The organism is Pseudoalteromonas sp. KG3, from assembly GCF_030436385.1.
GTDB lineage: Bacteria > Pseudomonadota > Gammaproteobacteria > Enterobacterales > Alteromonadaceae > Pseudoalteromonas > Pseudoalteromonas prydzensis.
The window spans coordinates 305083-330965 of the sequence record NZ_CP098523.1 but is presented as its reverse complement, the minus strand read 5'-3'; the positions used below and the strand labels follow the sequence as shown (position 1 = coordinate 330965).

Here is a 25883-nt window from a genome sequence, read left to right as displayed (position 1 = left end):
TTATGCAGCCACCAGAACTTCTGATTGCCCCGTAAATAATTCATGAGGGGTTTTATACCCTCTTGTTTTTCTTGGCCGATGGTTGAGCTTATCAACTGCCGCCTGTATCTCTGCTTCACTTAGCGCCATAAAGTCAGTTCCCTTGGGGAAGAAGCGTCTAAGTAAGCCGTTGGTATTCTCATTTATGCCCCGCTCCCATGATGAATAGGGATGAGCGAAATACACATCAGCTTCTAATTTTTGTGCAACATGCTCATGGTGAGCAAACTCTTTTCCATTATCTAACGTCACGGTAATAACCTTACCTTTATATGGTGTCATACACGTGATCAGCGCATCGGCTGTTATTTTCGCATGCTTGCTTTCAATTCTGTGAACGACTGTATATAACGTTTTACGTTCAACCATTGTGACAAGCGCATTTTTACGCCCTTTACCTATCACTGTATCGCCCTCCCAATCACCAATCCTAGACTTTGAATCCACAATACTTGGGCGTTCATCAATGCTGACTCGATTAACTATCTGTCCACGTTTATCATAGCTTCCATAGCGTTTTTTATACTTTTTACATGCACGAGTGAGTGTCTTATGTAGCTTGCCACCACGAGCCTTGTCTCTGTAAATATATTGATAAATTGTTTCATGATGTAAAACGACCTGTTTCTCTAAAGCTAAGCGGCCTGCCACTTGCTCAGGGGAAAGTCCGTCATGCAACAATTTATTAATCCAGTGAGTGACGTCCTCTGTTAACTTACTTGCTTTGAAAGATGACTTACGTCTTTGTTCAGCAAAGTTATTGGCTTGGTTAGGCCGATAGCCTTTAAGTCCTTTATTGCGTTTTAGCTCTCTAGAAATAGATGACGGTGAACGAGTTAGTTCTTCAGCTATCTGCTTTTGGTTATTTCCTGCTTTTATTAACGCGTAAATCTGGTATCTTTCTTCTTGTGTCAGCTGTTTATATTTCATTAAAGCAATTTCCTTTGGCGAGAAAATGGCCGAATTATAACAGCTGGCCATCTAATCTGAGAAATTGCACTTATTATCCGAATTTAGGATGCAATAAATTACTTAATAATCATTTTAAGGGGCTCATACAAAGAGCCCGCTTAAACCTGCTCTGGCCATTTAATTGCTGTAGTGTCTTTACCATTTTTACAGCTGAGTGGATCATTACCTTTAAAATTTTTGCACCCCCAAAACTGCCCTTTTTTGCTATTACGCAATACCATTTCAGCGCCACATTTATCACAAAGAGGCTGCATGTGATTGCACGACTCATTAACGCACAATTTAAATCCAGCATGGCGGCTGCGGGTCATTGGGCTTTGGCATTGCTGACAAGGCTTCTCTTTATGTTCGCAACGGGGAAATAACGAACAACTGAAAAATAGCCCAAAGCGCCCCGTTTGCTCTTTTAATACCCCGGTATCGCAGCGCATACAATTAATTTCACTGCTATGCGTTTGCGCTATGTCAGTGTTAAATTCATTAAGCTCTACATCATATTCGGCTATTAGCTCTGTTACAAAACTGCTTGCATTAGCCATATCTGCAATTATGTAGGCCCGCTTTTTAGCGCGGCTCAGTGCGACGTAAAATAACCGTCGCTCCTCAGCAAATGGAAAACTTTCTTGATCAGGCAGTAATGCATCAATAATGGCGGGCGTTACTTTTTCACAGGGGAAACCATGTTTCCCTTTTTGCAAGCCGATGATCACCACATATTCAGCCTCTTTGCCTTTGGCTGCATGAAAGGTCTGCGACTGAATTTTTAACAGCGGATATTTCGCTTGCATGGCGTTAATATCTGTATGGGTTGGCAGTTGAAACCAAAAACGTGCCAAAAAATATACCGTCGTGGGTTTACACACTGTGCCGCTAATTGCATTAAGCACATCATCTATCGCGCCATTAGCAAGCTCAGGTAGCTCGCTGTGATAATGATTTAAAGTAGTCGGCGCTTTATTGCCGCGTCTTAATATTGATACCGCAGGCTGCGTTACTTGAGTTAAAGACGTGATGGTTTTATTAAGTTGCGCAGGATTTTTACTAATAAATGCTGAAGCAACCTCGGCTATTTTATTATTGAAACGAAAAGTAGTGTCCAATTGCGCTTCGGTGGTAAAACCAAAATACGTTTTAAACTGTGTGGTTAACTTTATATCTGCACCACTAAAGCGGTAAATAGCTTGCCAATCATCACCCACAGCAAATACCGAACACCCTTTACGGCTATCACGCAGGGCTTTAACTAATCGCGCTCTAGAGTGTGAAATATCCTGAAACTCATCAACCATAATATAGCGCCAAGGAGAGACAAATTGGCCTGACTCAACATAGCCAATTGCTTTGCTGATCATATCTTCAAAATCAATTTCACCGCACTGTTGCAAGTAAGCGTTGTAGTTAAATATAATTGGTTTTAATAGCGCCAACGCTTGCGTTGTTTGCTTGACATCAAGGGATCGTTTAATAACATCAACTTCATCGGCATCAGTTAAATAAGCCGCCTTATATAAACTAAGCAATTGACTAAATAACGCAGCTAATACGGTGATCCTGCCAGTTTCTTTTAAGCTTTCGAGCAGTGATTCTACGGGCAATATCTGCGTTTGTATGTTCGCACTTAAAAGCGCTTGTTCAAGTTCACTTAACAGCTTGCCTTGTTTATGTTGCCCATAAGTCAAAGCTATACAGTGAGTGTTATTACTGGCATGAGTGGTATTTTTCCAATCAATTGCGCCATGGTATTGCGCTTTATCAATGTAAGGCGCCGTATTGCCAGCTTCATCAATGCCGTAATATTCAATATAAATATCGTACTCAGGCAAGTAAAAATCAGGCTTATACTGGCTGCATTGTACGGTTTTTACAGCCACTTTATACGGCGCTTCATACTGATAGTCTATGCCGTGATAAAATAGCCAATTAGCAATGTACAGTTCGCCAAAGCTTTTTACTTTTTCGCCTTTAAGACTGCGAATATCGTTATCGTTTAAATAACTGTAGTAATCACCTAAGGTTTTAAAATCAAACTCATTTTTTTCGACGTAATAATATTTACTAAAATAATCCAGCACTAGAGTGCGATAACGCTCGTTGTTATCAATCAGTGACTCAAAACATTGTTGCACCCATTTAGCTTTTGCTTGTTCATCTTGGGCAAGCACACTCATGCTGGGTTTGGCATGTTCAACTTTAGCAATAATCGCAAGACCAATGCTGTGAAAGGTTGCAGCCTTTATTTTATCACTGGCGAGTTTATTTTTAATCCTTTCATCCATTTCATCAGCTGCTTTTCGGCCATAAGCTAACAATAAAATATCACTGTATTGTGCTTGCTGACTTGTGACTAAATAACCTGCTCGGCCAATCATTACACTGGTTTTGCCGGTACCCGCCCCAGCTAACAATAAGTTGTTGTCGTCATCAATAATACACGCTTGCCTTTGACTGAGTGTTAAAGGATTAGTCTCGACCGCATCAAAAAAACGGGCATGTAATTTAAGTTGTTTAGTAAGGTAGCGCTGTTGTAGGTGGATGGTGAGTTGTTCATGCCAATTAGCATATTGTTCAAGTAAGGTTATTTTATTAGCAACTAAGTGAAGTGCTGGGCTTTGTTTTATCCAAGGTAACCAGCGTTTATATTCTGCAAGTGCAGCTTGCTTTAAACTGGCCACATGAGATTGACGTAAATATCGCAACTCAACAAACTGCGATATTTTAGTCAATACTGCATTAAGTTTAGTCATATTTGCGTGTAGCCAATGTTGCTCACAGTTCGTTTTAATTTGTCGGTGAGTGCCATATGCTCGCATCAAAAATGTATAGTTTTGCTCAGCTGTGGCAAAGCGAATAGTTTGCCCGAAAACCCCATAAGAGAAAGATAATGGCGCCAACAATTCATGCCAACCGATAGTAGTAATTGAATTAGCTTGTCGAATAACAAGCGTATGCTGATCAAACGCTAAGCGTGCTTTGCTCGCAAACACCCGACCAAACAGGCTAACTGGAATAGAATTCATTACTGCTGAATTCCTTAATAAAATTAATTACCTGTATTTTAAAGCAAGCAACTCAATAAATCTGAAAATAACGCTATTTATTTTACAACCCGCGCAATTTTTCATGGGGATTTAAAAAGAACATCTTTTTCCAGCCTTGGCTTTGTGTGGTCATTAACCATGGGTATGGCAATAAAGATAAAATAGAGTAATGTACATGAGGTTGTTTACCGGCTGCATTCCCCGTGTCTCCTAAGCTACCAATCACATCATTACTAAACACTATGCTACCGGCATGAACAGAGTAACTTTCTAAATGGGCAAAATAATGAAACCGCCATTTAGGGCCAAGTACAGCCACTACTTTCCCACCACGGTTAAGTTCACCCGCGTAAACAACAATGCCAGTGACGGATGACACAACCGGTGTGTGTTTTTTACCAAAAATATCGATGCCTTTATGCACACCTGATTTACCCCAAGGGCCGTACCAAAAGGTATTGTGATGCCAATCATTTGCTGTAGCACCTTTTACTGGGATCACTATTTTTTCAGGTATGAGTAGCCCAATAGTCAGTACTATAATCAGTGTAAATCCTAAGTATTTCATCACTTTCATAACAGCTTCCTTGTAATCGTTTCAGAGTAAAATAGCTTACTAGTGTTTTATACGCGTGTAACCAGCCACTCACACAGCTCATGCGTTAAGCTATCTTTTTTAAGCTGTAATTGATCAACTTGCTGTGCTTTAACGGCTCTTAACCATGCCTCTAGCATTGACTCAAAACCCCGTTTATAAAGCGTTGCTTGCCAATCGTTTGGCATTGCGCCCTGCTGCATTCCATTAACCATAGTGGTCATATTAGTTAGTGATTCAATCCGCCACTTTTCATTCAAACCGGTTATTTCAACAACTTCCTCATTGCAGCCACTTAATCTATCCATAGCACCTTGAAATAACCGCCCCTCAAACTCAAAGCTAATATGTATGGCTGCCAATAAGCCTTGTGGATCTAATTGTGAAAACACCTGTAACTGGTTAAGTTGATCAAAACGCTCTACATTTGCAAAATGGCATAAACTATCAACCACATGAATGAAGTCATCAAAAATAAAGGTGCGCGGCTGTGCTGGTAAATTTAAGCGGTTTTTTTGCCATTTAAGATGGCGTATTTGTGGCTTTGCAATATCGGCCATACTTGGTAAAAAGCGGCGATTAAAGCCTAAAAATAATGGCGTATTCTGTTTAGTCGCCAACTCAATAAGCTCACTCACTTCACTAAAGCTATACGCTAGTGGCTTATCTACAAACGTGGCAATTTTTTGTTCAAGCGCTTGCTTCGCAAATGTAAAGTGCGACTCGGTATTCGTGTGGATCATCACCCCATCTGGTTTGCACGCCAGTACTTGCTGGTAATCTGTAAAATATTTTTCGACTCGATACTGCTTTGCCAATTGCGTTAATGTTGTGAGGTTTCGTGTACAAAAAATAGGATCGATCTGCGCATGTTGCGTGGCAATAGGTAAATAGGCTTTTTGTGCTATATCACCAAGTCCTACTAAAGCAATTTTCAGCTGACTCATTTTCTGCTGTCCTTACTAGATAAAGAAAACCAAAATACAGCATATCAAGTTATTATTTAGGTTGATAAAACAACTACAAATTTTAAACAATTTAGCTAAGAAAATGATACCAAAAAGACGTAAATAGCCGGTTATTTTACCTAACTGATCGTTCTAAATAAAATGTTGGGTAAATATGCAAATATAACTTTACTTGTGCTCAAAATCGGATTAAATTCGCCGCAAAATTAACCAACCAAAAATAATTGCCAGCCATTAAAACACCTCCAAGCAATTATTTATGCCCTTTTAATCGGATATTTTAATGGTTGAACACGCTGGCGATCATAAACCAAATAACCCACTTGCGCCTGTCATTGGCTTGTCTTTTTTTGCTATCGCATCAGGCTTTTTAATGAGCCTAATACCACTGTCATTGAGCGCCTTTGAGCTTGATAATGAACTTGCCTCTTGGCTGGCCAGTGTGTTTTATCTTGGCTTATTAATGGGTGCTTTTTTTATTGAACGTATTGTTGCCAAAATAGGCCATCGTCATGCATTTCTTGCATTTTTGGGATTATTAATTTTCAGCGTTGCAGCGCAGCTGATTTTCCCTAAAGCCAGTGCGTGGCTTTTAACTCGCTTTGTGGCAGGTATTGCCGTCGCCGGCGTATTTGTGGTGGTTGAATCTTGGTTACTAATGACCGACACAGCCAAAGCCCGAGCAAAACGGTTAGGCTTGTATATGACATCCCTTTACGGTGGCAGCGCCGTTGGTCAACTGGCTATTGATCCGCTTGGCACCAGTGGCGCAGTCCCTTATTTGTTTGTCATTGCTCTATTATTTTTAGCCATGTTAGCACCGCTGTTGATTAAATCTGGGCAACCGCAGAGTCAACACTCGCAAAAGTTACAATTAACTGAGTTAAAAAAGCTCAGTCGCCCAGCAATTTTAGGCTGCTTAGTGTCTGGATTAGTACTTGGCCCAATTTACGGTTTAATGCCGGTGTATATTGCAGCCCAAAGTGAGCAAGCCGCTTTTACTGGCACCTTGATGGCGGTGATTATTTTAGGCGGCATGGTAGTACAACCGCTGGTGAGTTATTTATCAACACGAATGGCAAAAAGCTTATTAATGGCACTATTTTGTTTATTTGGCGCGATGGGCGTTGTTGGCATTATGCACGCAGTGCACTTCAACGTATTAATGGCCAGTTATTTTATTCTAGGGGCTGCAAGCTTTGCACTTTACCCGATTGCCATCACCTTAGCGTGTGATGCATTGCCAATTGAAAAAATCGTCTCAGCAACGGAAATCATGTTACTGAGTTACAGCTTTGGCTCGGTCTTTGGGCCGTTGCTTGCTGCCAATTTATTTGCTTCAGCTAACGGTATTATGTTGTATTTAGGCGGCTGTTTATTCACCACCTGTATTTATATGCTGCTCAAAAGTCTTAAAGGCATTTCCACGGACAATACCCCAGTGGCTGGATAATCCAAAAACAAAAACCCCATACTGATATACCCAGTATGGGGTTTTCTAAAATACTTTGCTTTTATAACAACTATCTATAAAGAAAGATTTTCTTTAGCACGCGACAAGTTATGAGAAACCATTGCGCTCTCTGCTATTTGTGTTGCTTCATAGAAGTCAGAAAGACCAGCCGCATCATTGTTTGCCATCATACGAGAAACACCGCGGTTGCTTAAGGCAAATGAAGTTAGCTCACGAACTTTCATTCTTGGCCGATCACTTTGCTTTAACAATGCAATTGCTTTTGTACATACAGCTTCAGCTTGCTCGTAATTTTTTGACTTCACATTGAGTGCACAGCTATTAAATGACTCTTCTAATTGCAACGGAGCAGTCTCTTGCTCGATAACCATTAATTTGTAATCACTCTGATCAGCCATAACAGCCGCTGAGCAAGTAAATAATGAGCAAAGAGCAATGGTTTTGATAAGTGTACGTTTCATGATTATATTCCTATTTGGTGATTTACCTAAGTTGTGTCGTATTTATTGCCGACAATTAAACTTTAGTGCGTTGGGGCAATCTCGACAAACGATAAAAATAAACCTAATAGGTGAATAAAATTAACTCATAGACTTTAGTCTAATACCATGTGATGAGTAATTGATAACAAACAAAACTGCCTCCAGTTAAACCTATCAAAGTAGCATTTTTGTTACCAAATTGATAACTTGTGAATTTACATATACACTCAGCTATCTCTAACTCCCTATTTACTTAAAAACACTTATTCGGAAGTAATCATGCTGTCAAAATGCTTAGCTATTACATTGTGGATCTTAATATTGTTCAACCTGGCAGCCTGTGGTTCTGGCTCTACAAGTAATAAACCTGAGCAATCAACACAACCTGATACAACTCCTGTCGATAATAGTGCAATAGCTGATTACCGGGTGATTATTTATGGTAACAGCCACAGTGCGCAATTAGGCGTAATGCTTAAAACACTTGTCACTAGTCAGCTGCCAAACAGTACAATAGAAACAGTAACAATAAGTGGTCGATTTTTAGATGAGACTGTCGCCGTGACTGGAAATTTAGAACAATTACAGCAAAACAGTTGGAGCCACGCTATATTTCAAGGACAAAAATATTCCCAATCAGGAACTACAAACTATTCAACAGAAGCAACGCAGCGTTTAATCGCCACTGCCAAGGCAAACAATATCATGCCTATTTTATTCCCTGAGCACCCGCAACGTGGCAATCCTGCTGAAGCTGATCGTGTCTATAATTTACATCAATCGATTAGCCAACAAGAGCTCAGTTGTGTTGCACCTGTAGGTCTGGTTTGGAATCGTGTATTAGCCGCAATGCCAACAGCTAAGTTGTACAATGCTGATGGAAATCATGCCTCTTATGTAGGTAATATGCTGACCGCCATGACCTTTTATGAAGTTATCACTGGTGAATTAGCCGATGCAATCCCCTTTACTTCGGCTCTTGAATTAGAGCAACAACAACACGCTCTGTTTGGGCAAATTGTTACTCAAGTACTCGCTGAACATCCCGCTTGTCCTACCCCGGAATAAACACTAGTTTGAAAAGTACAGAGCAAAATGAGTTAAAGTAATACATATTTACTTCTTAGCTTTGTATTATTTGCCAGGTAAGTAATGATGTTTTATTTATTGCAGCCTATACTAATCGATTAGTGTGCATGTTACGTATTAGCTTACATACATTTAAAAATACAAGTGACAATAATGTTTTCATTTTTTAAAAAAGACCCACTGAAACAACTTAATAAACAATACAGTGCCAAACTTGAACAAGCCATGATCTCACAACGAAATGGCGATATTAAAGGCTACTCACAACTCACCTTTGAAGCAGAGCAAATACTCGATAAAATTAAAGTCATTGAAAGTAAAATATCTTAAATACAGAACCTTATCAGTGTCACTTGTTTTTGATAACAACACGTCATTGCGGTGCTGTTATCAAGCATGCACAATAGAAAACTTTAAAACACTAAAGTAAATATGCCTGCATGTATTTCTACTTTAGTAATCAAAGTGCTTTTAAAACCCGATCTTTACGGGGTAAATAATAATCATCGTAATCAAGGGACACGATAACCCGCTTTGCTCTACCAAGTAATTCAGCTCTGGGGACTAAACCAATTACTCTAGAGTCAGCGCTATTATCACGGTTATCGCCCATTGCTAGGTACATGTTTTCAGGAATGATAACAGGTGCAAAATTTTGCATTGCAGAGCGCTGTTTAGACAATTTAACTGCGTGCTTTATACCATGAAGATTCTCTATCTCTACGCGATTTATAGCGGTTTCACTCACTGGATCATAATTTAATTTTTCACCATTGATCACTAACTGATTATCTACCAAAGCAACGCTGTCACCTGGCACACCGATAACCCGTTTTATCAGCCGGTTTTGCGCTGCAACAGAATCAAATACGATAATATCACCCGCTTGCGGCTCGGCTAGTTTCAACAATGAAATTTTCGTAAACGGTACTCGTAAATCGTAGGCCATTTTATCTGTAAAAATACGGTCTCCTTCAACAATTGTCGGTTTCATCGACCCTGTAGGCACTTCATACCAGTCTGCTACTGCGCTTCTAAAAACACACATAAGCGAAATAAACACGATTAGGGAGCGGTTATTTTTCCATATTTTATAAAGGTATTTCATTGTGTTGATCCATTTAATTTAGTAGTTCTAGATAGACAAAAACCTAAGCAATCCGTTCAGTTAACTTTGTAACAAAGTATGTCTTTGTGCTACTTAAAATAAACAGTTAATACCACTCGTTTGTCGTAGTGATTTTTAATCTATTTTAAAGGATACTATTTGGAAACAAATAATAATTACTACAAAATATATGGAAATTACTCAAGCCAAAGCAACACTCGATAGCAAAGCCAAATTTTGTTTAGACCTCTTACCAGGCAAAATAATTGATATTCAATTTACCAACCCATTAACAGTCAGGTTTAAATTAACCTTGATTGGCTATGAGGCAGGAAAATACTTAATTTTAAAGTACCCTCCTCAAGCAAAAAACAATCAATATAGTGATGTGTTAAAAGAAGGTAATGGCGCGATAGTACGTTACATTGTTGAAGGTGAACGGGGTGAGTGTGTGGCATTTTCAACCACAATTTTAGCCATTGCATTTCGACCAGAAAAATTAATCTACCTTACTTACCCTAAACAAATTGAAAGCCGGCAACTGCGAGAAGTAAACCGATTACAAACCCACATCCCAGCAAAAATTAGTATCAACAAAGATCAACATTATGACAGCGAAAACCTACTGCAAGGGATCATCATTGATATTTCCGCCACCGGCTGTCGCTTTACCGTGCACGTTAACTCTGGATTTTTAGCCCTAAAAAAACGCCAAGTATTCGTGCACTTATTATCCCCTATCGACAACGAGTCTGTAGTGATCAGCGCTCATGTGCGTAATAACCAAATGCAGGGTAACCGCTTAAATGTAGGAATTGAATTTGCAGAGTCAGAGCAGCAAAAAATGCATAACTTACTGGCCGCATATGCAATTGATATTGGCCAATGAGTCCCCAATTAATATGAAGTTAATTTATCCTACAGAGAATCATCTAGTAACAATGATGGATTGGTTTTCTAGTGAACAAGAACTTGCCAATTGGTCGGGTCCAAATTTCAGGTATCCATTTAATTTATATTCGTTTACTGAAGATCTCAACATGAGTTCGCTAAGTTCATTTGTGCTTATATCAAATGAGTCCGAACTTTTAGCATTTGGGCAATTTTATCAGCGTTTAGATAAATGCCACTTAGGTCGATTGGTAGTGAATCCTCAGTTTCGCGGTAAAGGGATAGCAGCAATACTTATGTCTCATTTATGTGAGCGAGGACGACAAGAGTTAAAACTAAAAGAGTATTCCTTGTTTGTTTTAGCACATAATGAAAGTGCTATAAAATCGTATCAGAAATTTGGTTTCTCATTTGCTAACTATCCCGATGAAATACCATTAGCCAATTGCGTATACATGGTTAAATCATAATTTCAGATTTAACCACTTAAATTAGCTGCCAGCTCTACTTCTACTACAAACCAGAACTGACAGCTTACAAATCAACGCTTATTGATTTTTATACTGCTCTTTGGCTTTTTCAAGCTCGCCATCAGTGATACCTAAAGATGCTGCGGCTTCTTTAATTAACTGTGGCTGAGTCATTACCAAGCCCATTAACGCTTGCAGCTTCTCTGGTGGAATACCAAGTTCCTGTACGAGGGCCATTGCCATCATTGGGTTTTGTGTAAACGCTTGAAAAAGCTCATGCACTTTTTCGTCGCTAACGTTATGTTCTTTCAGTGTTGCTATAATTGGGTTCATGTTCTTGCCTTACATCGCTTTTTTAGTTACCTACTGTTATATGGGCAAACATCGATTTTTAAACTACTCGACCAATAATACGACTTTCCCAGCATTTTCGTTGCGCTCTAATATTTCATGCGCCTGCATAGCTTGTTGCCACGGTAACGTTTTATAAATATTAAAATCAAAGCGTTGATTGGCAATATCATCATAAAACATGGCGACAAATTCATCACGCAGTTGGCGCTTGAATGCTTGGCTGCGGTTACGCAGTGTTGAAGCATGAAAGGAAATACGCTTTTGTAATAAACGCGCAAAGTCTACTTCTGCAAAGCGACCATCTAAAAATGCTAACATAATGATTTGGCAATCCATTGCGGCAATCGCAGCATTTTTATTTAAATAACGCCCAGCAACAGGATCAACAATGACATTGGCTGTTAACTGATGATGTTGCATATATTCGACAAAGTCTGTGGTTTTATAATTAATAACGTGATCAGCACAGAGTTCTTTAGCATGTTGGCATTTTTCATCACTGCCAGCGGTGATCACCACCGTTGCACCAACACGTTTAGCCATTTGAATAGCCGCACCGCCTACGCCACTGGCACCGGCGTGAATAAGTGCAGTTTGCCCTTGCTGCAAATTGCCAAGCTGAAATAGTGCGCCAAAGGCGGTTAAATAGACTTCACTAATTGCCGCACCTTGCGCCACAGTGAGACTCTCGGGTAACGGCATCAGTTGGCTTGCATCAACAGCCACATATTCGCTATACGCACCGCCTGAACACAAGGTAAACACCGCTTGATTAAGCCAGTCATTATCTACCTCAGCCCCAAGCGCTACCACAGTTCCTGCGCACTCTAACCCTAAAATTGGGCTATCGCCTTTAGGTGCAGGGTACTTACCTTGGCGCTGCATGCAATCGGCACGATTAACTCCTACCGCCGCCACTTTCACTAACACTTCATGAGGCTGTAATTGTGGTTTGTCTGTTTCGCTTAGGCTCAATTGCTGGTCGTGATGAGATATAAATTGCATTGTCGCTCCTTGGTTGGTTGACTAAATTTAATCGATTTTACGCCATACTTCGGCTTCAACTAACTTACCATTTTCAGTTAAAGAATGATGCCACAAATTGCCCTCAATTTTGTAATCAAAGGCCATGGTTTTACCAAGTAATGAAGGGATATTGCCATACGCAAATGTTTCAACAAACTGTTGGTTTTTAAGTGTGTATTTGCCGCCACCAGCATAATGAAATTCACCATTTTTTTGCGTAATGTAGTTAAAGTGATTGGCGGTAATTAATTTAATTGACGTAAGCTCAGGTGCTTTGGCTGCAACAAAGCCACCATCAACAGCATATTTCCCTTCTACAAACTCCCAACTACCTAGCAATGGATTAGCCGATGCAAGCGGTGAGGCAAGTAATAAGCTAGTTAAAATCAGTGTTTTCATGAAATATCCTGTTCTGTCTTTTTATAGTGTTTTATCAATTGTACCTGTTACTTTATTAAACACGTATCAGACTTGTGGCTAATTTATCCAAATCGCCAACTTTGTTTGTAAGGATAAACATCATAAATGTAGCCTGCATTAATTTGCGTTTGGCATTGCTGCCAAAACTCAGGACTGAATAAGTCGTTATGCTGCTCACAAAAATAGTTAAATGCGCGCTGATCCGCACTAAAAAACACCTTAAATTGACTCGGGAATACGTCATTTTCAGCAACATCGAAATAGCTTTCATTACTGAGTTCATCAAAGCTATTTTCACTACTGGGTAATTGCCTAAACTGACACTGGGTGAGCGGGCAAATTTCATCATAATCATAAAATACCACGCGCCCCCAACGGGTAACGCCAAAATTTTTCATCAGCATGTCACCGGGGAAAATATTCGCCCCCGCTAAGTCTTTAATTGCTTGGCCATAATCATGCATTACCTTCTTCAATTGGTTATCATCACACTGATTAATATATAAATTAAGCGGGGTCATTTTACGCTCCACATACACATGCTTAAGCACTAATGCTTTGTTAGCAATCGACATACAACTGGAAATGTTACCGTGCATTTGCGCAAGTAGCTGATCACTAAAACGACTTAAATCAAACGCCAAATAGCGGAACTCATGAGTGTCGACCAAGCGCCCCACTCTGTCGGCTTGCTTTACAAAATCATACTTCGCCATAACTTGTGCTTTGGTGGCTGTTTTTGGCGCATTAAACTTATCTTTTATCACCTTATACACATAGTCAGAGCCTGGGGTGGTAAATACCAGCATCACCATGCCTGGAGTACCTGGGGCGGTAATATACTTATCCTCAATTGGGCTATTTTTTGTAGTATCTACCTTGTAGCGATAAAACTCTGTTTTGGCATGTTTAATAAAGCCAATGGCATTAAATAGTTCAAAGCGTTGTTTATGAGGCATCAGTACAGATAAGTAATCAACATAACGCGCAGGTTGATCGGTATCGACCATAAAATAAGTGCGCGCAAAGCCAAATAATAAACTCAGTTGATCGGCTCCCATCATTACAGCGTCTAACTTTAAGCCTTCATCAGTATTTAAAATAGCGATCGCAAAAGGCATATTATCGCCGTTTTTAGCAATGCAGCGGCCAATCAGATAACAAGCTTTATTTCTAAAAAACAGCGAATTAGCGTATTCAATATACCCGTCATTCAAATTCATTAATTCATACACTTGGCGGCACTGCTGCTTCGCACCTAACTTGAGCGTAGCTTGTAAATTATCAATATCTTTCGCTAGATTGGTAAATTTAACTCGAAAAGCTTGGCGGTAAATAAGTTGCTGCACCGCGTGTGTAAAGCCATTTTGTAAGGAAATGCGGCTTACTAAATTATCGAAAGGCCTTGGCTTTGCCCGATATTTGGCTTTGAGTACAAATAAATGCACAGTACGAATTTTTTTATCGTCCCAAATCGAGCCAAAAGTCGAATTAAAGAAAGTGTGCGCAATCGGCTGGTTTTCGTGCTCAGCAACCATCTGCCCATAAATGTGTTTTGCTCGTTGCCAAAGTAGCGGCTCGTGAAGCTCTTGAAAAGCAATGATCCGCACGGCTTCACTGACACTTTTAACTTGTCGTTCGTAGACTTGTAATCGCTCACGCATTGCTGATTGCACGCCTTGCCATTGCTGTTGCTCAAAGCGACTTTGCGCACCTAAAGTGATATTTAAAAATTCTGCGAACATGGCTTCAAAACCTGCAAATACCGCACGTGCTAATTTAGTTGCAATCACTTGCTGTAGCGCGTTTTCTGGCTCATTTAATAACGGGTTTTGCGGCTCTAATTCAGGCATATTTTTATCACTTATGGCGACTATTTATCATTATAGGTTTACACACCTTAGCAAGCAGGCTTTAATTTAGATAATTAATACAGCGAATGAATAAGATTGATCAAATGAATATACGCAATGTCGATCTCAACCTGCTTGTGTACTTAAATGTACTCATAGATGAGCAAAATGTCTCTAAAGCAGCAAATAAACTAGCACTCACTCAACCTGCTATGAGTAACGCTTTAAAGCGATTACGTGATTTATTTGACGATCCTCTTCTCGTTCGCGCCGCAGGCTCAATGACCCCAACCGCAAAAGCACTGAGTTTAAAGCCTGAAATTGAAGCGTTATTAAAAATGGCGGAGGCAATTACTCAACCCAGTGACATTTTCGACCCTAGCACTGCGCACGTGACTTTTCGCATCATGGCCAACGATTATTTAGAATCAACCTTAGTCGCCCCTTTTATTACTGCGCAACTTAACAAACACCCAGGGCTTAATTTTGATGTACTCAGCCCAAGTGATGTTAGCCTACAAGATATGGAAAAAGGCACCATTGATTTAGCTATCAATCGCTTTAATGGTTTGCCTCGCTCGTTTCATCAAGCCAGTGTATGGCGCGACAATTACTGTTGCTTAATGCACCCCGCAAACCCTTATTTAAAAAAACCGGACTTGGAACAATATTTAGCGAGTGAACATATTTGGGTTAATCGTGCAGGCTGGGGAGCAGAAGCGGCGGTGACCAATAAATCAGGCAGCCAAAAACTAGGTTGGGTAGATGAAGCACTGTGGCAACTTGAACAAACTCGCCATATTCGGGTGTTTACTCGCCACTATATGGTCGCCAGCCTGCTGTGCCAATCACCGCAATTAATCGCAACACTGCCACGGCGACAAGCCAAATTGCTAACCGAGCACACTGAGCTGGTTATTAGCCCAGTGCCATTTCAAATTGTGCCGATAGAAGTAAAAATGCTCTGGAGCCCATTACTTCACCACGCCAGCCCCCATCAATGGTTACGCCGCGAATTATTAGCCTTTGCGCAAACTATTGCTGACAGGTAAGCTGTTAAACACGACTAAATATGATTTAAATAGCCATAAAAAAATCCGTAATTAGTAAAACTAAGTACGGATCATTGACGCTGCGCTTGTCATTAGCGGCTTACTTTACGTATAACAAATATTAACGACGTTTAGTTTGTTTAATGCGGTTATTATGTTTTTTAACAGCTTTGCGAATTTGGTTAATTTTAGCGCGCTTATCTTTGCGCTTTTCAGGCATTACTGACAACTTAGTTTGTGTTTCACGGCCTAACTTTACTGTTTTACGCAAGTAGTTAACTGTCTCTAGTTCAAGCTCAGCCCAACCACCTTGTGGAAGGCGTTTATCAAGCTCTAACTTGCCGTAACGAATACGAATAAGACGTGATACTTCTACATCTTGAGATTGCCATAAACGACGTACTTCACGGTTTCGTCCTTCAGTTAACGTGACGTTATACCAACGGTTAATACCTTCGCCACCCAGTGGTTTTATATTTAGGAACTTAGCCATACCATCTTCAAGCTCAACGCCTTTGGTTAAGTTTTTGATGGTTTCTGCTGTGACTTCACCAAATACACGAGCTGAATATTCACGCTCAACTTCATAGCTTGGGTGCATTAAACGATTGGCAAGTTCACCATCATTGGTGAACAACATTAAACCGGCAGTATTTATATCTAAACGACCGACTGCAATCCAACGTTCGCCATCAACGCGCGGCAAGCGATCGAATACCGTTCTACGTCCTTCAGGATCTTTACGCGTACATAACTCGCCTTCAGGTTTGTTATACATAATGACACGGCAAATACGTTCTGCTTTTTCTTCAATTTTAACGGTATGGCCGTCAACTCGGATCAAATCTGTTTCTTCAACACGATCGCCCAATTTTGCTACTTTACCATTTACACTGACACGATTTGCATCAATGTATTTTTCCATCTCGCGACGCGAACCAACGCCCGCTCTTGCTAAGACTTTTTGTAACTTTTCACCTTGTATACTCATTCGGATAGTTCTCTCACAGAAGGATCACTCAATAACTGGTCTATTTTACTTTGCTGCTGTTTTGGCAGTGGCGGTAAATTATCTAAACCTGTTAACGAAAAATAATCTAAAAATTGTTTTGTTGTCGCATATAAAGCAGGCCGTCCCGGCACTTCTTTATGACCTACAACATGTATCCACTCGCGTTCGAGCAGACTTTTAATAATACCAGAGCCAACAGTTACGCCACGTACTTGCTCAATTTCACCTCGGGTGATTGGCTGTCGATACGCAATAAGTGATAACGTCTCTAATAAGGCACGAGAATATTTAGGTGCGCGTTCTTGCCAAAGGTTATTTAACCAAGGCGCTAAACTCGCACACGCTTGAAATCGAAAGCCACTCCCCACTTCAACTAACCGAATACCTCGGGTTTGATAATGGATTTGGATTTGTTCAATTGCGAGGTTAATGCGCGTCATCGACACACTCAAGTCACTTAATACCGTTTCTTTTAAGTGCCGCTTACTGAGGGGTTTTCCAGCAACAAAAATAGCCGCTTCAATGATCTCAACAAGTTGTTCATCACTAATTCGTTTTGTAGCCGATTTTGTCACCATAGACACCAAGACGCTGAGGTATATTCAACGCGTTATTATGACAGAACTATGCAACGGTTGGAAAAGTTATTATTCAAAAATACAATATTAGCGGCTATTAACAGCCACTAATATTGTATTACGCATTAGCACAACCTATTTGAATCAAATAGTTGTGCCTTTATAACGTTTAACAAACTCAGTAACCACTTCACCATTGCATTGCAAAGAGTTTAGGTCTGTAATCTTTGCTTTCACCGGTGCCAAACCTTGTTGCAATGCCGTCATACACAATTGCGTTTCTGTTTGACTGTTTTTAGCAAACACTTCTATTACTTTTTGTTGGTGAATTTTATCATCGCGCTTTTTAGCAATATGGCGAATATCTTCGCCATTACATAAAATGCTTTTTGACTGACGTGATAAGTAGACACCATGTTGCGCAGCGACTTTACGCGCAGCAGTAAATCCTTGGTTAGCGCTAATTGAGCACAGTTTAGATTCAATTTTCTGGTCTGCATTAAAGTATTGTGCTGCACTTGTAGTATTAGAAAATGCAGCCGTAGCCGCAAACAATGCTAATAATTGTAGTTTCATGATTTACCTTGGGTGGAGTGATAATGTGAGCATTTTTTGCGCATTATATAGACCAACAAACACAAATCAACTGGATTATATATTTAATATTTTATTTAAAATCGCATTAACAATATTTAATCACAACTCACAATCTGTTCATCATTTGAGCAGTTTATTTTTAATGAATAAGCACATGTACCAGATCTTATTTGATGATAGAATTTGCCATAATCTGCGAAAAGCTAATTCTAATTTAAGGTCTAGCCATGAAAGTAATTTCATTTAACATTAATGGGCTGCGAGCTCGCCTGCATCAACTACAAGCTATTATTGATAAACATCAGCCTGATATCATCGGTTTACAAGAAATAAAAGTACACGATGAAGCTTTTCCACTCGAAGATGTGCAAAAAATGGGTTATCACGTGTATTTTCATGGTCAAAAAGCCCATTACGGTGTGGCTATGTTATGCAAAAATGAACCTAAATCTGTAGTTAAAGGGTTTGCAACTGATACTGAAGAATCGCAAAAGCGTATGATCAGTGTCACCGTCAGCCAAGAAAATGGCCGTGATTTAACGGTGATGAATGGCTATTTCCCACAAGGTGATAACATCACCCATGAGACTAAATTCCCGTACAAGCGCCAGTTTTACCGCGATTTAATGACCCATTTAGACACCCATCATAATAATGATGAAGATGTGATTGTGATGGGCGACATCAATATCTCTGCGACCGATCTTGATATTGGTATTGGTGAAGTAAACCGTAAGCGCTGGTTAAAAACCGGTAAATGTTCGTTCCAACCAGAAGAGCGTGAATGGCTTGCAACCTTACTTAACTGGGGCTTTAAAGATACATTTCGCGAACTTCACCCAGACACAATAGAGCAATACTCATGGTTCGATTATCGTTCAAAAGGTTTTGATGATAACCGTGGTCTGCGTATTGACGTTGTCTTAGCCACACCAGCATTGTCTGCGCGCTGTATTGATGCTGGTATTGATTATGAGCTGCGTGGTATCGAAAAACCATCTGATCACGCACCAATTTGGTCAACATTTAGCTAATTGTATGCATGAGTTAATTACAGCCCCGATAATAAGCAGCAATTTACAAGCAGTTGCTTGGCTTGTTGCCGGCTGTATTTTTTTGCTCAGTATTAATCAGCGTCAATATCAACTGCTATTTGCAACACCCGCTAGACAAACCGGCGTGTTCGCGTGCGCCTTAGTGTTTATGCTGCTGTGGCGCATTAAATCGGGCATATTACCAGGCCTTGAATTACACATTCTTGGTGTTACCGCCATCACACTTATTCTGGGTTGGCGCTTTGCATTACTAAGCGCTTCGCTTGCCAGCTTGCTATTGGCCGCCTTTAATCAAATTAGCATTGCACAGTTACCAATACAGTTACTGCTGAGTGCTTACTTGCCGATTTTAGTAAGTTATGGCTTATTTATACTGTGTTACAGCCTGTTGCCACGGCATTTTTTCATCTATATTTTTGTCTGTGCTTTTATTTGTGCCGCTTTAATTGCCTGTTTGAAGATTATTACTGTGAGTGTCTTTTATTATGCGACGGGCAATTACAATTGGTTTGAATTAAGTGAAAATTACCTCTACTTATGTGCCATCATTTGGTTTCCAGAAGCGATGCTCAATGGTATGGCCATCACTTTATTGATCACCTATCGCCCACATTGGGTGAAAACTTTTTACGATAAGGATTACCTAGACTCATGAGTCTTGATTATCAATGCCCGCTTTGCCAACAATCACTAACATTACAGGTTAATGTACTCAAATGTAGTAATAATCATAGCTTTGATATGGCCAAAGAAGGGTATGTAAATTTATTGCCAGTACAACAAAAAAACTCTAAACAACCCGGCGATAACCTTGATATGGTGCAAGCAAGACGTGCATTTTTAACAACCGGGCATTATCAGTTTTTACAAACAGCCATTGCTGAGCGCGTAGCAACGCACTCTCCACAGTGTGTTATCGATTTAGGCTGTGGCGAAGGTTTTTACACCCAAGCGATAGCTAATGCGTGCGATGCGAAGGTTTATGGAGTAGACATTTCTAAGTCAGCCATTAAATACGCCGCAAAACGATACGATAATTGTAATTTTAGCGTAGCGTCAATAAGCCAAGCGCCGTTTAATGATGAAATGGCCGATGTGTTAGTAAGTATTTTTGCACCGCTATTTGATGCAGAATTAGCGCGTTTAGCTAAACCGGATAGCAAGCTTATTGTAGCAAGCCCCGGCCCTTGGCATTTAAAAGAGCTAAAGCAATACATCTACCGTGATGTTAATGCACATACAGCCATTAATGTACCGAGTGGATTTGAGCTAATAGAGCAAACATTGTTAGAGCAACAAATAAGTGTGCCATTTAATGACGTGAAGAACCTGATAACCATGACCCCATTTGCCTGGAAGTTTCGCCCAGAGCATTGGCAACAGTTAGAGCAACAAGGCGAGCAAGTTGTCACCTTGTCATTTTATGTGAGTCAATTTACCCGTCTTACAGATTCTCTTTAGTAAAAGCACGGTCCATTTTATCAAACATATCATTGAGTAAATGGGCCAACTCTGCATATTTAGGTTTGTCTTTAGGGGTGTGTCCTTGGTAGCCGTTAGCCACCATTTTACTGTGCAGCTCTTTATACCAGTGCTCCATTGCTGGCTCAAGCGGCGTATCTGCACGCTTGCCTAACCACAGCAAACCTTGCAACGGTAACGATAAAAAAAACAATGCAATGGCGATTGCTTGGGGTAAAAAACTGCTGCCTAAATAATTAATTTGCATGAATAAAGTGAGCATTGCCAAAATTGGCATGACGGTAATTGCCAACTCAGTGGCTTTAATCACTCTAAACTCCGTGAAAATAGGCGCAAGCTCTTTACGCATCGGCCATTTTTTAGCGTATTCACGACCAGTTTGAACTTGTGACATCACACTTTTTTGCATCATGACTCCTAGGTGTCGCTGGTGTATTTATAAATGTTAGCCCAATGAGTGTAACACATTGATGGCAACATTCCTGTGTAAAATCCCTTCCACCTTTTCGTCCAAAACATGTTTTTGATCACGGTTTAAACTTACCATAAATAAATTAATCAGGTAAAATAAACGTACATTTAGTCAACTAGACTTTAGTATAGACATTGCAATTTATCGACCGCTTACACGGTAACTTTAGTCAACCTAGTTCGATTCTTAGTTATATAACAACTAAGCTTAATGTGCACTTACCGATATTGTCATAAAATGGGATCCTGATATGTCTGCGCAACCTTCATCGCCACACCATGTGCTTGTTCTTAATTGTGGAAGTTCAAGTTTAAAATTCGCTATTTTAGATGCCACCAGCTCTGAAGAAATTATTTCAGGCTTGGCTGAGCGCTTAGGATCATCATCGCCATCTATTAAATACAAATACTTAGGCAAAAAATACCTACTTGAATTGACAGCCAATCAAGCACACAAAGAAGCAATCGACACCCTGGTTAAACTTATTAATGAGCAGAATTTAGCAAGTAACCTCATTGCAGTGGGTCATCGTGTAGTGCATGGTGGTGAGCACTTTACTAAATCAATGCTGATTGATGATGCGGTTATTAAGGGCATTACCCAAGCGGCTACGCTTGCCCCATTACACGGGCATGCAAATTTGTTAGGCATAGCCTCAGCACAAGCCGCCTTTAAAGGATTACCGCAAGTCGCTGTGTTTGACACTGCATTTCATCAAACCATGGAGAAGGTTGCCTATTTATATGCTCTACCTTATAAGCTCTACACAGACTACGGTGTTAGACGCTATGGCTTCCATGGTACCAGCCATTATTATGTAGCAAGTCAAACAGCCGAACTCCTGGATCAACCGATAGAGCAAAGTAACTTTATCAGCGCCCACTTAGGCAATGGTTGTTCAGTCTGCGCGATTAAAAATGGCAAAAGTGTCGATACCAGCATGGGCCTAACGCCGCTGGAAGGTTTGATGATGGGTACCCGCAGCGGTGATATCGACCCTGGGTTATTTAACTTTTTAACCACGCAACTAAATTATGACGCCCAACAAATTGACGATTTATTAAATAAACAAAGCGGCTTACTTGGTATTAGTGAATTGTCAAACGACTGCCGTACTATCGAGGAAGCAGCTGTAGCTGGCAATGAAAAAGCCATTTTAGCACTTGAAATGTTTTGTTATCGCTTAGCGAAACAAGTGGCAGCCTTTATGGTGCCATTGCAGCGCCTTGATGCATTAATTTTTACCGGTGGTATTGGCGAAAACTCCGATATTATTCGTGACAAAGTGATTACTCAACTTGCCTACCTTGGCCTTGATTGTGATAACGGCGCAAACCTTGCAGCCCGCTTTGGCACGCAAGGTGTGATAAGTTCACAACACGCCTCAACAAAAGCGGTGGTCATGCCAACCAACGAAGAATGGGTGATCGCCCGTGATGCCGCCGCAATTGCACAGGAGCTATAACAATGGCACGTCGAATTATGCTAGTTCCAATCTCAACGGGGGTTGGTTTAACTTCAGTATCAGTTGGTTTAGTGCGCGCGCTTGAGCAGAAAACCGTTAAAGTTAACTTTTTCAAACCGATTGCACAACCTCGCTCTGGGGAAACTGGGCCGGAAAAATCAACTCAAATTGTTACGCAAGGATCGGCTATTACCCCTCCCGTGCCTTTTGCTCTTGATTACGCAGAGCAAATGATTGGTGATGGTAAAGGTGATGACTTACTTGAAGAAATAGTCGAGCGCTTTGAAAATGCCATTGGTGATGATGTCGTCGCTATTATAGAAGGCATGGTGCCTACCCGTCGCCAACCTTATGCTGGGCGAGTAAACCGTGAAATCGCGCAAACCCTTGGTGCTGATATTGTATTTGTACTCACTCCCGGCAATGACAGCAATGACCAAATTGAAGACAGATTAGAAATTGCCGCCGGCTATTATGGCAGTGTTGATCATGCTCGGGTATTAGGCTGTATTTTTAATAAGGTGAATGCCCCACTGGATGATGAAGGCAGAGCCCGAGCTGACTTGGTTGAATCACACGAACCTGACAAATTAGAAAACGAGCTGAACCGGTTAGCGTCACTGCCCATTTTTAGAAAACACCCCTTTATGTTATTAGGCTCGATCCCGTGGAATTTTGAGCTTGTGGCACCGCGGGTGAAAGATTTATCGGCCTATTTAAAAGCGCAAATACTCAACGAAGGTGATATGGCGCATCGACGACTGCGTAGTGTCACATTTTGTGCTCGCACTGTGTCTAACATCCTGAGCCATTTTACGCCAGGTGTACTGCTTGTCACGCCAGGTGATCGCTCTGATGTACTAGTTGCAGCCTGTTTGTCAGCTATGAACGGCACTAAAATTGGCGCAATTTTATTAACTGGTGGCTTTAAACCAGAGCCACGGATCATGACTTTATGCGAACAGGCCATGGCCACTGGCTTGCCAATTTTAAGTACCGATGCGGATACATGGCGTACCTCGTTATTGTTACATAACTTTAATATGGAAGTACCCTGTGACGATGTCCAACGTATTGATAAAGTTAAGCATCATAATGCCAGCCATATTGATTCTGATTGGTTAGATAGCCTTGCTAAAAGCGTTGGTAAAACCCGGAAAATGTCGCCGCCTGCGTTTCGCTATCTACTTACAGATAAAGCCCGTCAAGCGGCAAAAACGATTGTACTGCCTGAAGGCAATGAACCTCGCACCATTAAAGCCGCGGCTATTTGTGGTCAACGTGGTATTGCAAAAACCATTTTATTAGGCGATCGCGAAGAAATTGAACGTATCGCAATGCAGCAAGGTGTTGAGCTTAACGAAAACGTAACCATTATCGAACCCCAAGATGTGATCAACGATTATGTTGCTCCTATGGTTGAAATTCGTAAAAGCAAAGGGTTAACCGAAGTTGTAGCGCTTGAGCAATTACAAGATAACGTGGTGCTGGGCACTATGATGTTAGAGCGTGGCAAAGTGGATGGTTTAGTTTCTGGTGCGGTTAACACCACAGCGAATACCATTCGCCCACCGCTGCAACTAATAAAAACAGCCCCGGGTTCATCATTGGTTTCATCGGTGTTTTTTATGCTCTTACCCGATCAAGTACTGGTATACGGCGATTGCGCGATTAATCCAGATCCAACGGCCGAGCAATTAGCTGATATTGCCATTCAGTCAGCCGATTCTGCTGCTGCATTTGGTATTGAGCCACGCGTTGCAATGATAAGCTACAGTACCGGCACGTCTGGCACTGGCGCGGATGTAGAAAAAGTCCGCCTAGCAACGCAATTAGCACAGCAAAAGCGCCCTGATCTGATCATCGATGGGCCGCTGCAATATGACGCGGCAATTATGGAAAACGTCGCCCTTAAAAAAGCGCCAAATAGCCCTGTGGCGGGTAAAGCGACGGTATTTATTTTCCCAGATTTAAACACCGGAAACACCACTTACAAAGCGGTGCAACGTAGTGCTGATTTGATCAGCATTGGGCCTATGCTGCAAGGCATGCGTAAACCCGTTAATGATCTAAGCCGCGGCGCTTTAGTCGACGATATTGTTTATACAATCGCACTTACCGCTATTCAAGCAGCACAAGTACAGGGTAACTAACGCTTAAAGTAAAGTGATCAAACACTGATCACTTTGCCCTTGCTGTTAATCTAACCCTATTTGAAATAGTCAATAAAATAAATAACTTATTAACTTTATACCTCACTACTCCCAATGTTATCCACAGAAATTGTGGACAACATTGGCCTTTTATTTCACCCTGATAATCTATACTATTGATCAGTATATGCTGATGGAAAGCTTTACAATTAAAAAGGGTCCGCAATGTCTAAGCAAACTTTAAAGCTACATAGTACAACCTTTACCATTCATACCCTTGAAGTGACTGCCGTGATCCCACCTGAGTTATTTAACCAGTCTATGTTTGTGGTAGCCAAAACTAAAGATGAATTATCGATTGTGTGCCCTAGTGAGTTTGCCATTGACAGCCTTGACGCTGAACATGATTGGCGCGCGTTAGAAGTTATTGGCCCACTTGGTTTTTCGCTCACTGGGATCATGGCGAATATTTCTGGGGTTTTAGCCAAGGCTAATATCTCTATCTTTGCGATTTCAACTTACGACACTGACTATGTGCTAGTAAAACAACAACGCATTAATGATGCCATGAAAGCATTAAAAAAAGATGGCTATCAGCTACTTAATGACACTAAGTTGGCATAATGAAAAACCTTGAGATTAGCTATTTACCACAGCGACAATTAACACCAAACAGTATTGCAATTTGCAGTCCTTTTAGCGGAAAGGTAATGCCATTAACTGAGCACCCAGAACCATTTTTTAGCTACGGCACACTGGGCCCAGGCATTATGGTTGCATTGAGCAATCACAAAATATTAGCGCCCTTTGATGGTACATTAGTACAAGTAAAAAATGCCGGCACAGAATTTATTCTACAAGCTAATAATGGCTTAAAAGTACTGCTGAATTTACAGTTAGACCCACAGCAACACATTAAGCAAACACACATTGCTCAGCTTAATGGCAGTAAAGTGACAAAAGGTCAGCGACTCGCCTATTTTGATCTCAGAGATCTCAGTAGCCCATTACTCGCTTGCCTAATTTTGCTCAACGGCCATCAGCTTACACCCATGCATTATTCTCTATCTCACGTAAGCGCTGGGATAGACACTCTTTTAACTATCACTAAGAAGTAATTAATATGACTACTCTTTACGGCATCAGTAACTGTGAGGCGTTTTGGAGGGTTACGTGCAAAATCAGAAAAGTCACCAAATTAAAGGTAACATATTGATTTTATTGAGCTATAACACAGG

27 protein-coding genes are annotated in these 25883 nt (G+C 40.7%); 13 read left to right on the top strand and 14 right to left on the bottom strand.

The genetic code is table 11. From position 1 onward, the window contains the following. The 4 genes from NDQ71_RS01755 to NDQ71_RS01740 all read right to left on the bottom strand — a co-directional run bounded on the left by NDQ71_RS01755 (position 1) and on the right by NDQ71_RS01740 (position 5591). Positions 1-969 (bottom strand): IS30 family transposase, encoded by a 969-nt coding sequence (locus tag NDQ71_RS01755; RefSeq protein ID WP_086959932.1) that lies wholly within the window; start codon positions 967-969, stop codon positions 1-3. Positions 970-1109: 140 nt separating this feature from the next. Then, positions 1110-4028 carry a UvrD-helicase domain-containing protein gene (locus NDQ71_RS01750; protein WP_301562148.1) on the bottom strand — a complete coding sequence of 973 codons (2919 nt, stop codon included), beginning with the start codon at positions 4026-4028 and terminating at the stop codon, positions 1110-1112. Between the two features lie 82 nt (positions 4029-4110). Then, a complete protein-coding gene (locus tag NDQ71_RS01745; protein ID WP_192540689.1) occupies positions 4111-4626 on the bottom strand; it encodes a M23 family metallopeptidase in 516 nt (171 codons plus the stop codon). Positions 4627-4673: 47 nt separating this feature from the next. After that, positions 4674-5591 carry a Gfo/Idh/MocA family protein gene (locus NDQ71_RS01740; RefSeq protein ID WP_192540688.1) on the bottom strand — a complete coding sequence of 306 codons (918 nt, stop codon included), beginning with the start codon at positions 5589-5591 and terminating at the stop codon, positions 4674-4676. A 304-nt stretch (positions 5592-5895) separates the two neighbouring features. Between NDQ71_RS01740 and NDQ71_RS01735 the strand changes: the two genes are divergently transcribed. Then, positions 5896-7065: an MFS transporter gene (locus tag NDQ71_RS01735; protein ID WP_301562147.1), complete on the top strand. Its 1170-nt coding sequence runs from the start codon at positions 5896-5898 to the stop codon at positions 7063-7065. Between the two features lie 74 nt (positions 7066-7139). On the opposite strand, the gene NDQ71_RS01730 is transcribed toward NDQ71_RS01735, so the two are convergent. Continuing rightward, positions 7140-7547: a hypothetical protein gene (locus NDQ71_RS01730; RefSeq protein ID WP_301562146.1), complete on the bottom strand. Its 408-nt coding sequence runs from the start codon at positions 7545-7547 to the stop codon at positions 7140-7142. Positions 7548-7847: 300 nt separating this feature from the next. Between NDQ71_RS01730 and NDQ71_RS01725 the strand changes: the two genes are divergently transcribed. Both NDQ71_RS01725 and NDQ71_RS01720 read left to right on the top strand, forming a co-directional pair. After that, on the top strand, positions 7848-8636 hold the full coding sequence (locus tag NDQ71_RS01725) for a hypothetical protein (protein ID WP_301562145.1): 789 nt from the start codon (positions 7848-7850) through the stop codon (positions 8634-8636). 174 nt (positions 8637-8810) lie between these two features. Next, positions 8811-8987 carry a DUF6435 family protein gene (locus NDQ71_RS01720; RefSeq protein ID WP_157586687.1) on the top strand — a complete coding sequence of 59 codons (177 nt, stop codon included), beginning with the start codon at positions 8811-8813 and terminating at the stop codon, positions 8985-8987. Positions 8988-9117: 130 nt separating this feature from the next. Here the strand turns inward: NDQ71_RS01720 and lepB are convergent, their stop codons facing one another. After that, a complete protein-coding gene (gene lepB, locus NDQ71_RS01715; RefSeq protein WP_301562144.1) occupies positions 9118-9765 on the bottom strand; it encodes a signal peptidase I in 648 nt (215 codons plus the stop codon). A 190-nt stretch (positions 9766-9955) separates the two neighbouring features. Here lepB and NDQ71_RS01710 point away from each other — a divergent pair, with 190 nt between their 5' ends. Then, complete coding sequence (locus NDQ71_RS01710) at positions 9956-10654, top strand: flagellar brake protein (RefSeq protein ID WP_301562143.1); 699 nt, start codon at positions 9956-9958, stop codon at positions 10652-10654. Positions 10655-10667: 13 nt separating this feature from the next. Further along, positions 10668-11126, top strand: a complete 459-nt coding sequence (locus tag NDQ71_RS01705; protein WP_301562142.1) for a GNAT family N-acetyltransferase — start codon at positions 10668-10670, stop codon at positions 11124-11126. 78 nt (positions 11127-11204) lie between these two features. Here the strand turns inward: NDQ71_RS01705 and NDQ71_RS01700 are convergent, their stop codons facing one another. The 4 genes from NDQ71_RS01700 to aceK form a co-directional block, all read right to left on the bottom strand. After that, positions 11205-11459: a DUF2999 family protein gene (locus NDQ71_RS01700; RefSeq protein WP_192540684.1), complete on the bottom strand. Its 255-nt coding sequence runs from the start codon at positions 11457-11459 to the stop codon at positions 11205-11207. 63 nt (positions 11460-11522) lie between these two features. Beyond that, positions 11523-12485, bottom strand: coding sequence for a zinc-binding dehydrogenase (locus tag NDQ71_RS01695; protein ID WP_301562141.1), 963 nt, complete (start codon positions 12483-12485; stop codon positions 11523-11525). Between the two features lie 27 nt (positions 12486-12512). Next, positions 12513-12905 (bottom strand): hypothetical protein, encoded by a 393-nt coding sequence (locus NDQ71_RS01690; RefSeq protein WP_064666050.1) that lies wholly within the window; start codon positions 12903-12905, stop codon positions 12513-12515. 83 nt (positions 12906-12988) lie between these two features. Next, the gene (aceK, locus tag NDQ71_RS01685) at positions 12989-14779 is read right to left on the bottom strand and encodes a bifunctional isocitrate dehydrogenase kinase/phosphatase (protein ID WP_301562140.1); all 1791 of its coding nucleotides are present in this window, start codon (positions 14777-14779) and stop codon (positions 12989-12991) included. 104 nt (positions 14780-14883) lie between these two features. On the opposite strand from aceK, the gene NDQ71_RS01680 reads away from it, so the two are divergent. After that, positions 14884-15831: a LysR family transcriptional regulator gene (locus NDQ71_RS01680; protein WP_064666327.1), complete on the top strand. Its 948-nt coding sequence runs from the start codon at positions 14884-14886 to the stop codon at positions 15829-15831. 121 nt (positions 15832-15952) lie between these two features. Here NDQ71_RS01680 and rluB read toward each other — a convergent pair whose 3' ends face one another. From rluB to NDQ71_RS01665, 3 genes are all read right to left on the bottom strand, one after another. Further along, positions 15953-16822 carry a 23S rRNA pseudouridine(2605) synthase RluB gene (gene rluB / locus NDQ71_RS01675; RefSeq protein WP_192540681.1) on the bottom strand — a complete coding sequence of 290 codons (870 nt, stop codon included), beginning with the start codon at positions 16820-16822 and terminating at the stop codon, positions 15953-15955. Further along, positions 16819-17421 (bottom strand): SMC-Scp complex subunit ScpB, encoded by a 603-nt coding sequence (scpB, locus tag NDQ71_RS01670; RefSeq protein ID WP_064666047.1) that lies wholly within the window; start codon positions 17419-17421, stop codon positions 16819-16821. The genes rluB and scpB overlap by 4 nt, the downstream gene beginning before the upstream one ends. A 144-nt stretch (positions 17422-17565) precedes the next feature. After that, positions 17566-17997 carry an exonuclease III gene (locus tag NDQ71_RS01665; protein ID WP_192540680.1) on the bottom strand — a complete coding sequence of 144 codons (432 nt, stop codon included), beginning with the start codon at positions 17995-17997 and terminating at the stop codon, positions 17566-17568. A gap of 248 nt (positions 17998-18245) precedes the next feature. Between NDQ71_RS01665 and xthA the strand changes: the two genes are divergently transcribed. The 3 genes from xthA to rlmA are packed head-to-tail and all read left to right on the top strand — an operon-like array spanning position 18246 to position 20534. Beyond that, positions 18246-19052 (top strand): exodeoxyribonuclease III, encoded by an 807-nt coding sequence (gene xthA / locus NDQ71_RS01660; protein ID WP_192540679.1) that lies wholly within the window; start codon positions 18246-18248, stop codon positions 19050-19052. Between the two features lie 4 nt (positions 19053-19056). After that, positions 19057-19728: an energy-coupling factor ABC transporter permease gene (locus tag NDQ71_RS01655; RefSeq protein ID WP_225736478.1), complete on the top strand. Its 672-nt coding sequence runs from the start codon at positions 19057-19059 to the stop codon at positions 19726-19728. Beyond that, positions 19725-20534 (top strand): 23S rRNA (guanine(745)-N(1))-methyltransferase, encoded by an 810-nt coding sequence (rlmA, locus tag NDQ71_RS01650; RefSeq protein WP_192540678.1) that lies wholly within the window; start codon positions 19725-19727, stop codon positions 20532-20534. The genes NDQ71_RS01655 and rlmA overlap by 4 nt, the downstream gene beginning before the upstream one ends. Here rlmA and yfbV read toward each other — a convergent pair. Further along, the gene (yfbV, locus tag NDQ71_RS01645) at positions 20518-20964 is read right to left on the bottom strand and encodes a terminus macrodomain insulation protein YfbV (protein WP_064666043.1); all 447 of its coding nucleotides are present in this window, start codon (positions 20962-20964) and stop codon (positions 20518-20520) included. The two genes, rlmA and yfbV, sit on opposite strands and share 17 nt — an antisense overlap. Before the next feature lie 313 nt (positions 20965-21277). On the opposite strand from yfbV, the gene NDQ71_RS01640 reads away from it, so the two are divergent. The 4 genes from NDQ71_RS01640 to NDQ71_RS01625 all read left to right on the top strand — a co-directional run bounded on the left by NDQ71_RS01640 (position 21278) and on the right by NDQ71_RS01625 (position 25763). Then, positions 21278-22492: an acetate kinase gene (locus tag NDQ71_RS01640; RefSeq protein ID WP_192540677.1), complete on the top strand. Its 1215-nt coding sequence runs from the start codon at positions 21278-21280 to the stop codon at positions 22490-22492. 2 nt (positions 22493-22494) lie between these two features. Then, positions 22495-24645 carry a phosphate acetyltransferase gene (gene pta, locus NDQ71_RS01635; protein WP_192540676.1) on the top strand — a complete coding sequence of 717 codons (2151 nt, stop codon included), beginning with the start codon at positions 22495-22497 and terminating at the stop codon, positions 24643-24645. A 225-nt stretch (positions 24646-24870) separates the two neighbouring features. Continuing rightward, positions 24871-25269 (top strand): ACT domain-containing protein, encoded by a 399-nt coding sequence (locus NDQ71_RS01630; RefSeq protein WP_064666040.1) that lies wholly within the window; start codon positions 24871-24873, stop codon positions 25267-25269. After that, the gene (locus tag NDQ71_RS01625) at positions 25269-25763 is read left to right on the top strand and encodes a PTS glucose transporter subunit IIA (RefSeq protein ID WP_192540675.1); all 495 of its coding nucleotides are present in this window, start codon (positions 25269-25271) and stop codon (positions 25761-25763) included. Before NDQ71_RS01630 ends, NDQ71_RS01625 begins: the two co-directional genes overlap by 1 nt. The last annotated feature ends 120 nt before the right edge of the window (positions 25764-25883 follow it).

Excerpts from the sequence above, each read along its gene's own strand:
- NDQ71_RS01755 (WP_086959932.1), bottom strand. The coding sequence starts at position 969 with ATGAAATATAAACAGCTGACACAAGAAGAAAGATACCAGATTTACGCG.
- NDQ71_RS01750 (WP_301562148.1), bottom strand. The coding sequence starts at position 4,028 with ATGAATTCTATTCCAGTTAGCCTGTTTGGTCGGGTGTTTGCGAGCAAA.
- NDQ71_RS01745 (WP_192540689.1), bottom strand. The coding sequence starts at position 4,626 with ATGAAAGTGATGAAATACTTAGGATTTACACTGATTATAGTACTGACT.
- NDQ71_RS01740 (WP_192540688.1), bottom strand. The coding sequence starts at position 5,591 with ATGAGTCAGCTGAAAATTGCTTTAGTAGGACTTGGTGATATAGCACAA.
- NDQ71_RS01735 (WP_301562147.1), top strand. The coding sequence starts at position 5,896 with ATGGTTGAACACGCTGGCGATCATAAACCAAATAACCCACTTGCGCCT.
- NDQ71_RS01730 (WP_301562146.1), bottom strand. The coding sequence starts at position 7,547 with ATGAAACGTACACTTATCAAAACCATTGCTCTTTGCTCATTATTTACT.
- NDQ71_RS01725 (WP_301562145.1), top strand. The coding sequence starts at position 7,848 with ATGCTGTCAAAATGCTTAGCTATTACATTGTGGATCTTAATATTGTTC.
- NDQ71_RS01720 (WP_157586687.1), top strand. The coding sequence starts at position 8,811 with ATGTTTTCATTTTTTAAAAAAGACCCACTGAAACAACTTAATAAACAA.
- lepB (WP_301562144.1), bottom strand. The coding sequence starts at position 9,765 with ATGAAATACCTTTATAAAATATGGAAAAATAACCGCTCCCTAATCGTG.
- NDQ71_RS01710 (WP_301562143.1), top strand. The coding sequence starts at position 9,956 with ATGGAAATTACTCAAGCCAAAGCAACACTCGATAGCAAAGCCAAATTT.
- NDQ71_RS01705 (WP_301562142.1), top strand. The coding sequence starts at position 10,668 with ATGAAGTTAATTTATCCTACAGAGAATCATCTAGTAACAATGATGGAT.
- NDQ71_RS01700 (WP_192540684.1), bottom strand. The coding sequence starts at position 11,459 with ATGAACCCAATTATAGCAACACTGAAAGAACATAACGTTAGCGACGAA.
- NDQ71_RS01695 (WP_301562141.1), bottom strand. The coding sequence starts at position 12,485 with ATGCAATTTATATCTCATCACGACCAGCAATTGAGCCTAAGCGAAACA.
- NDQ71_RS01690 (WP_064666050.1), bottom strand. The coding sequence starts at position 12,905 with ATGAAAACACTGATTTTAACTAGCTTATTACTTGCCTCACCGCTTGCA.
- aceK (WP_301562140.1), bottom strand. The coding sequence starts at position 14,779 with ATGCCTGAATTAGAGCCGCAAAACCCGTTATTAAATGAGCCAGAAAAC.
- NDQ71_RS01680 (WP_064666327.1), top strand. The coding sequence starts at position 14,884 with ATGAATATACGCAATGTCGATCTCAACCTGCTTGTGTACTTAAATGTA.
- rluB (WP_192540681.1), bottom strand. The coding sequence starts at position 16,822 with ATGAGTATACAAGGTGAAAAGTTACAAAAAGTCTTAGCAAGAGCGGGC.
- scpB (WP_064666047.1), bottom strand. The coding sequence starts at position 17,421 with ATGGTGACAAAATCGGCTACAAAACGAATTAGTGATGAACAACTTGTT.
- NDQ71_RS01665 (WP_192540680.1), bottom strand. The coding sequence starts at position 17,997 with ATGAAACTACAATTATTAGCATTGTTTGCGGCTACGGCTGCATTTTCT.
- xthA (WP_192540679.1), top strand. The coding sequence starts at position 18,246 with ATGAAAGTAATTTCATTTAACATTAATGGGCTGCGAGCTCGCCTGCAT.
- NDQ71_RS01655 (WP_225736478.1), top strand. The coding sequence starts at position 19,057 with ATGCATGAGTTAATTACAGCCCCGATAATAAGCAGCAATTTACAAGCA.
- rlmA (WP_192540678.1), top strand. The coding sequence starts at position 19,725 with ATGAGTCTTGATTATCAATGCCCGCTTTGCCAACAATCACTAACATTA.
- yfbV (WP_064666043.1), bottom strand. The coding sequence starts at position 20,964 with ATGCAAAAAAGTGTGATGTCACAAGTTCAAACTGGTCGTGAATACGCT.
- NDQ71_RS01640 (WP_192540677.1), top strand. The coding sequence starts at position 21,278 with ATGTCTGCGCAACCTTCATCGCCACACCATGTGCTTGTTCTTAATTGT.
- pta (WP_192540676.1), top strand. The coding sequence starts at position 22,495 with ATGGCACGTCGAATTATGCTAGTTCCAATCTCAACGGGGGTTGGTTTA.
- NDQ71_RS01630 (WP_064666040.1), top strand. The coding sequence starts at position 24,871 with ATGTCTAAGCAAACTTTAAAGCTACATAGTACAACCTTTACCATTCAT.
- NDQ71_RS01625 (WP_192540675.1), top strand. The coding sequence starts at position 25,269 with ATGAAAAACCTTGAGATTAGCTATTTACCACAGCGACAATTAACACCA.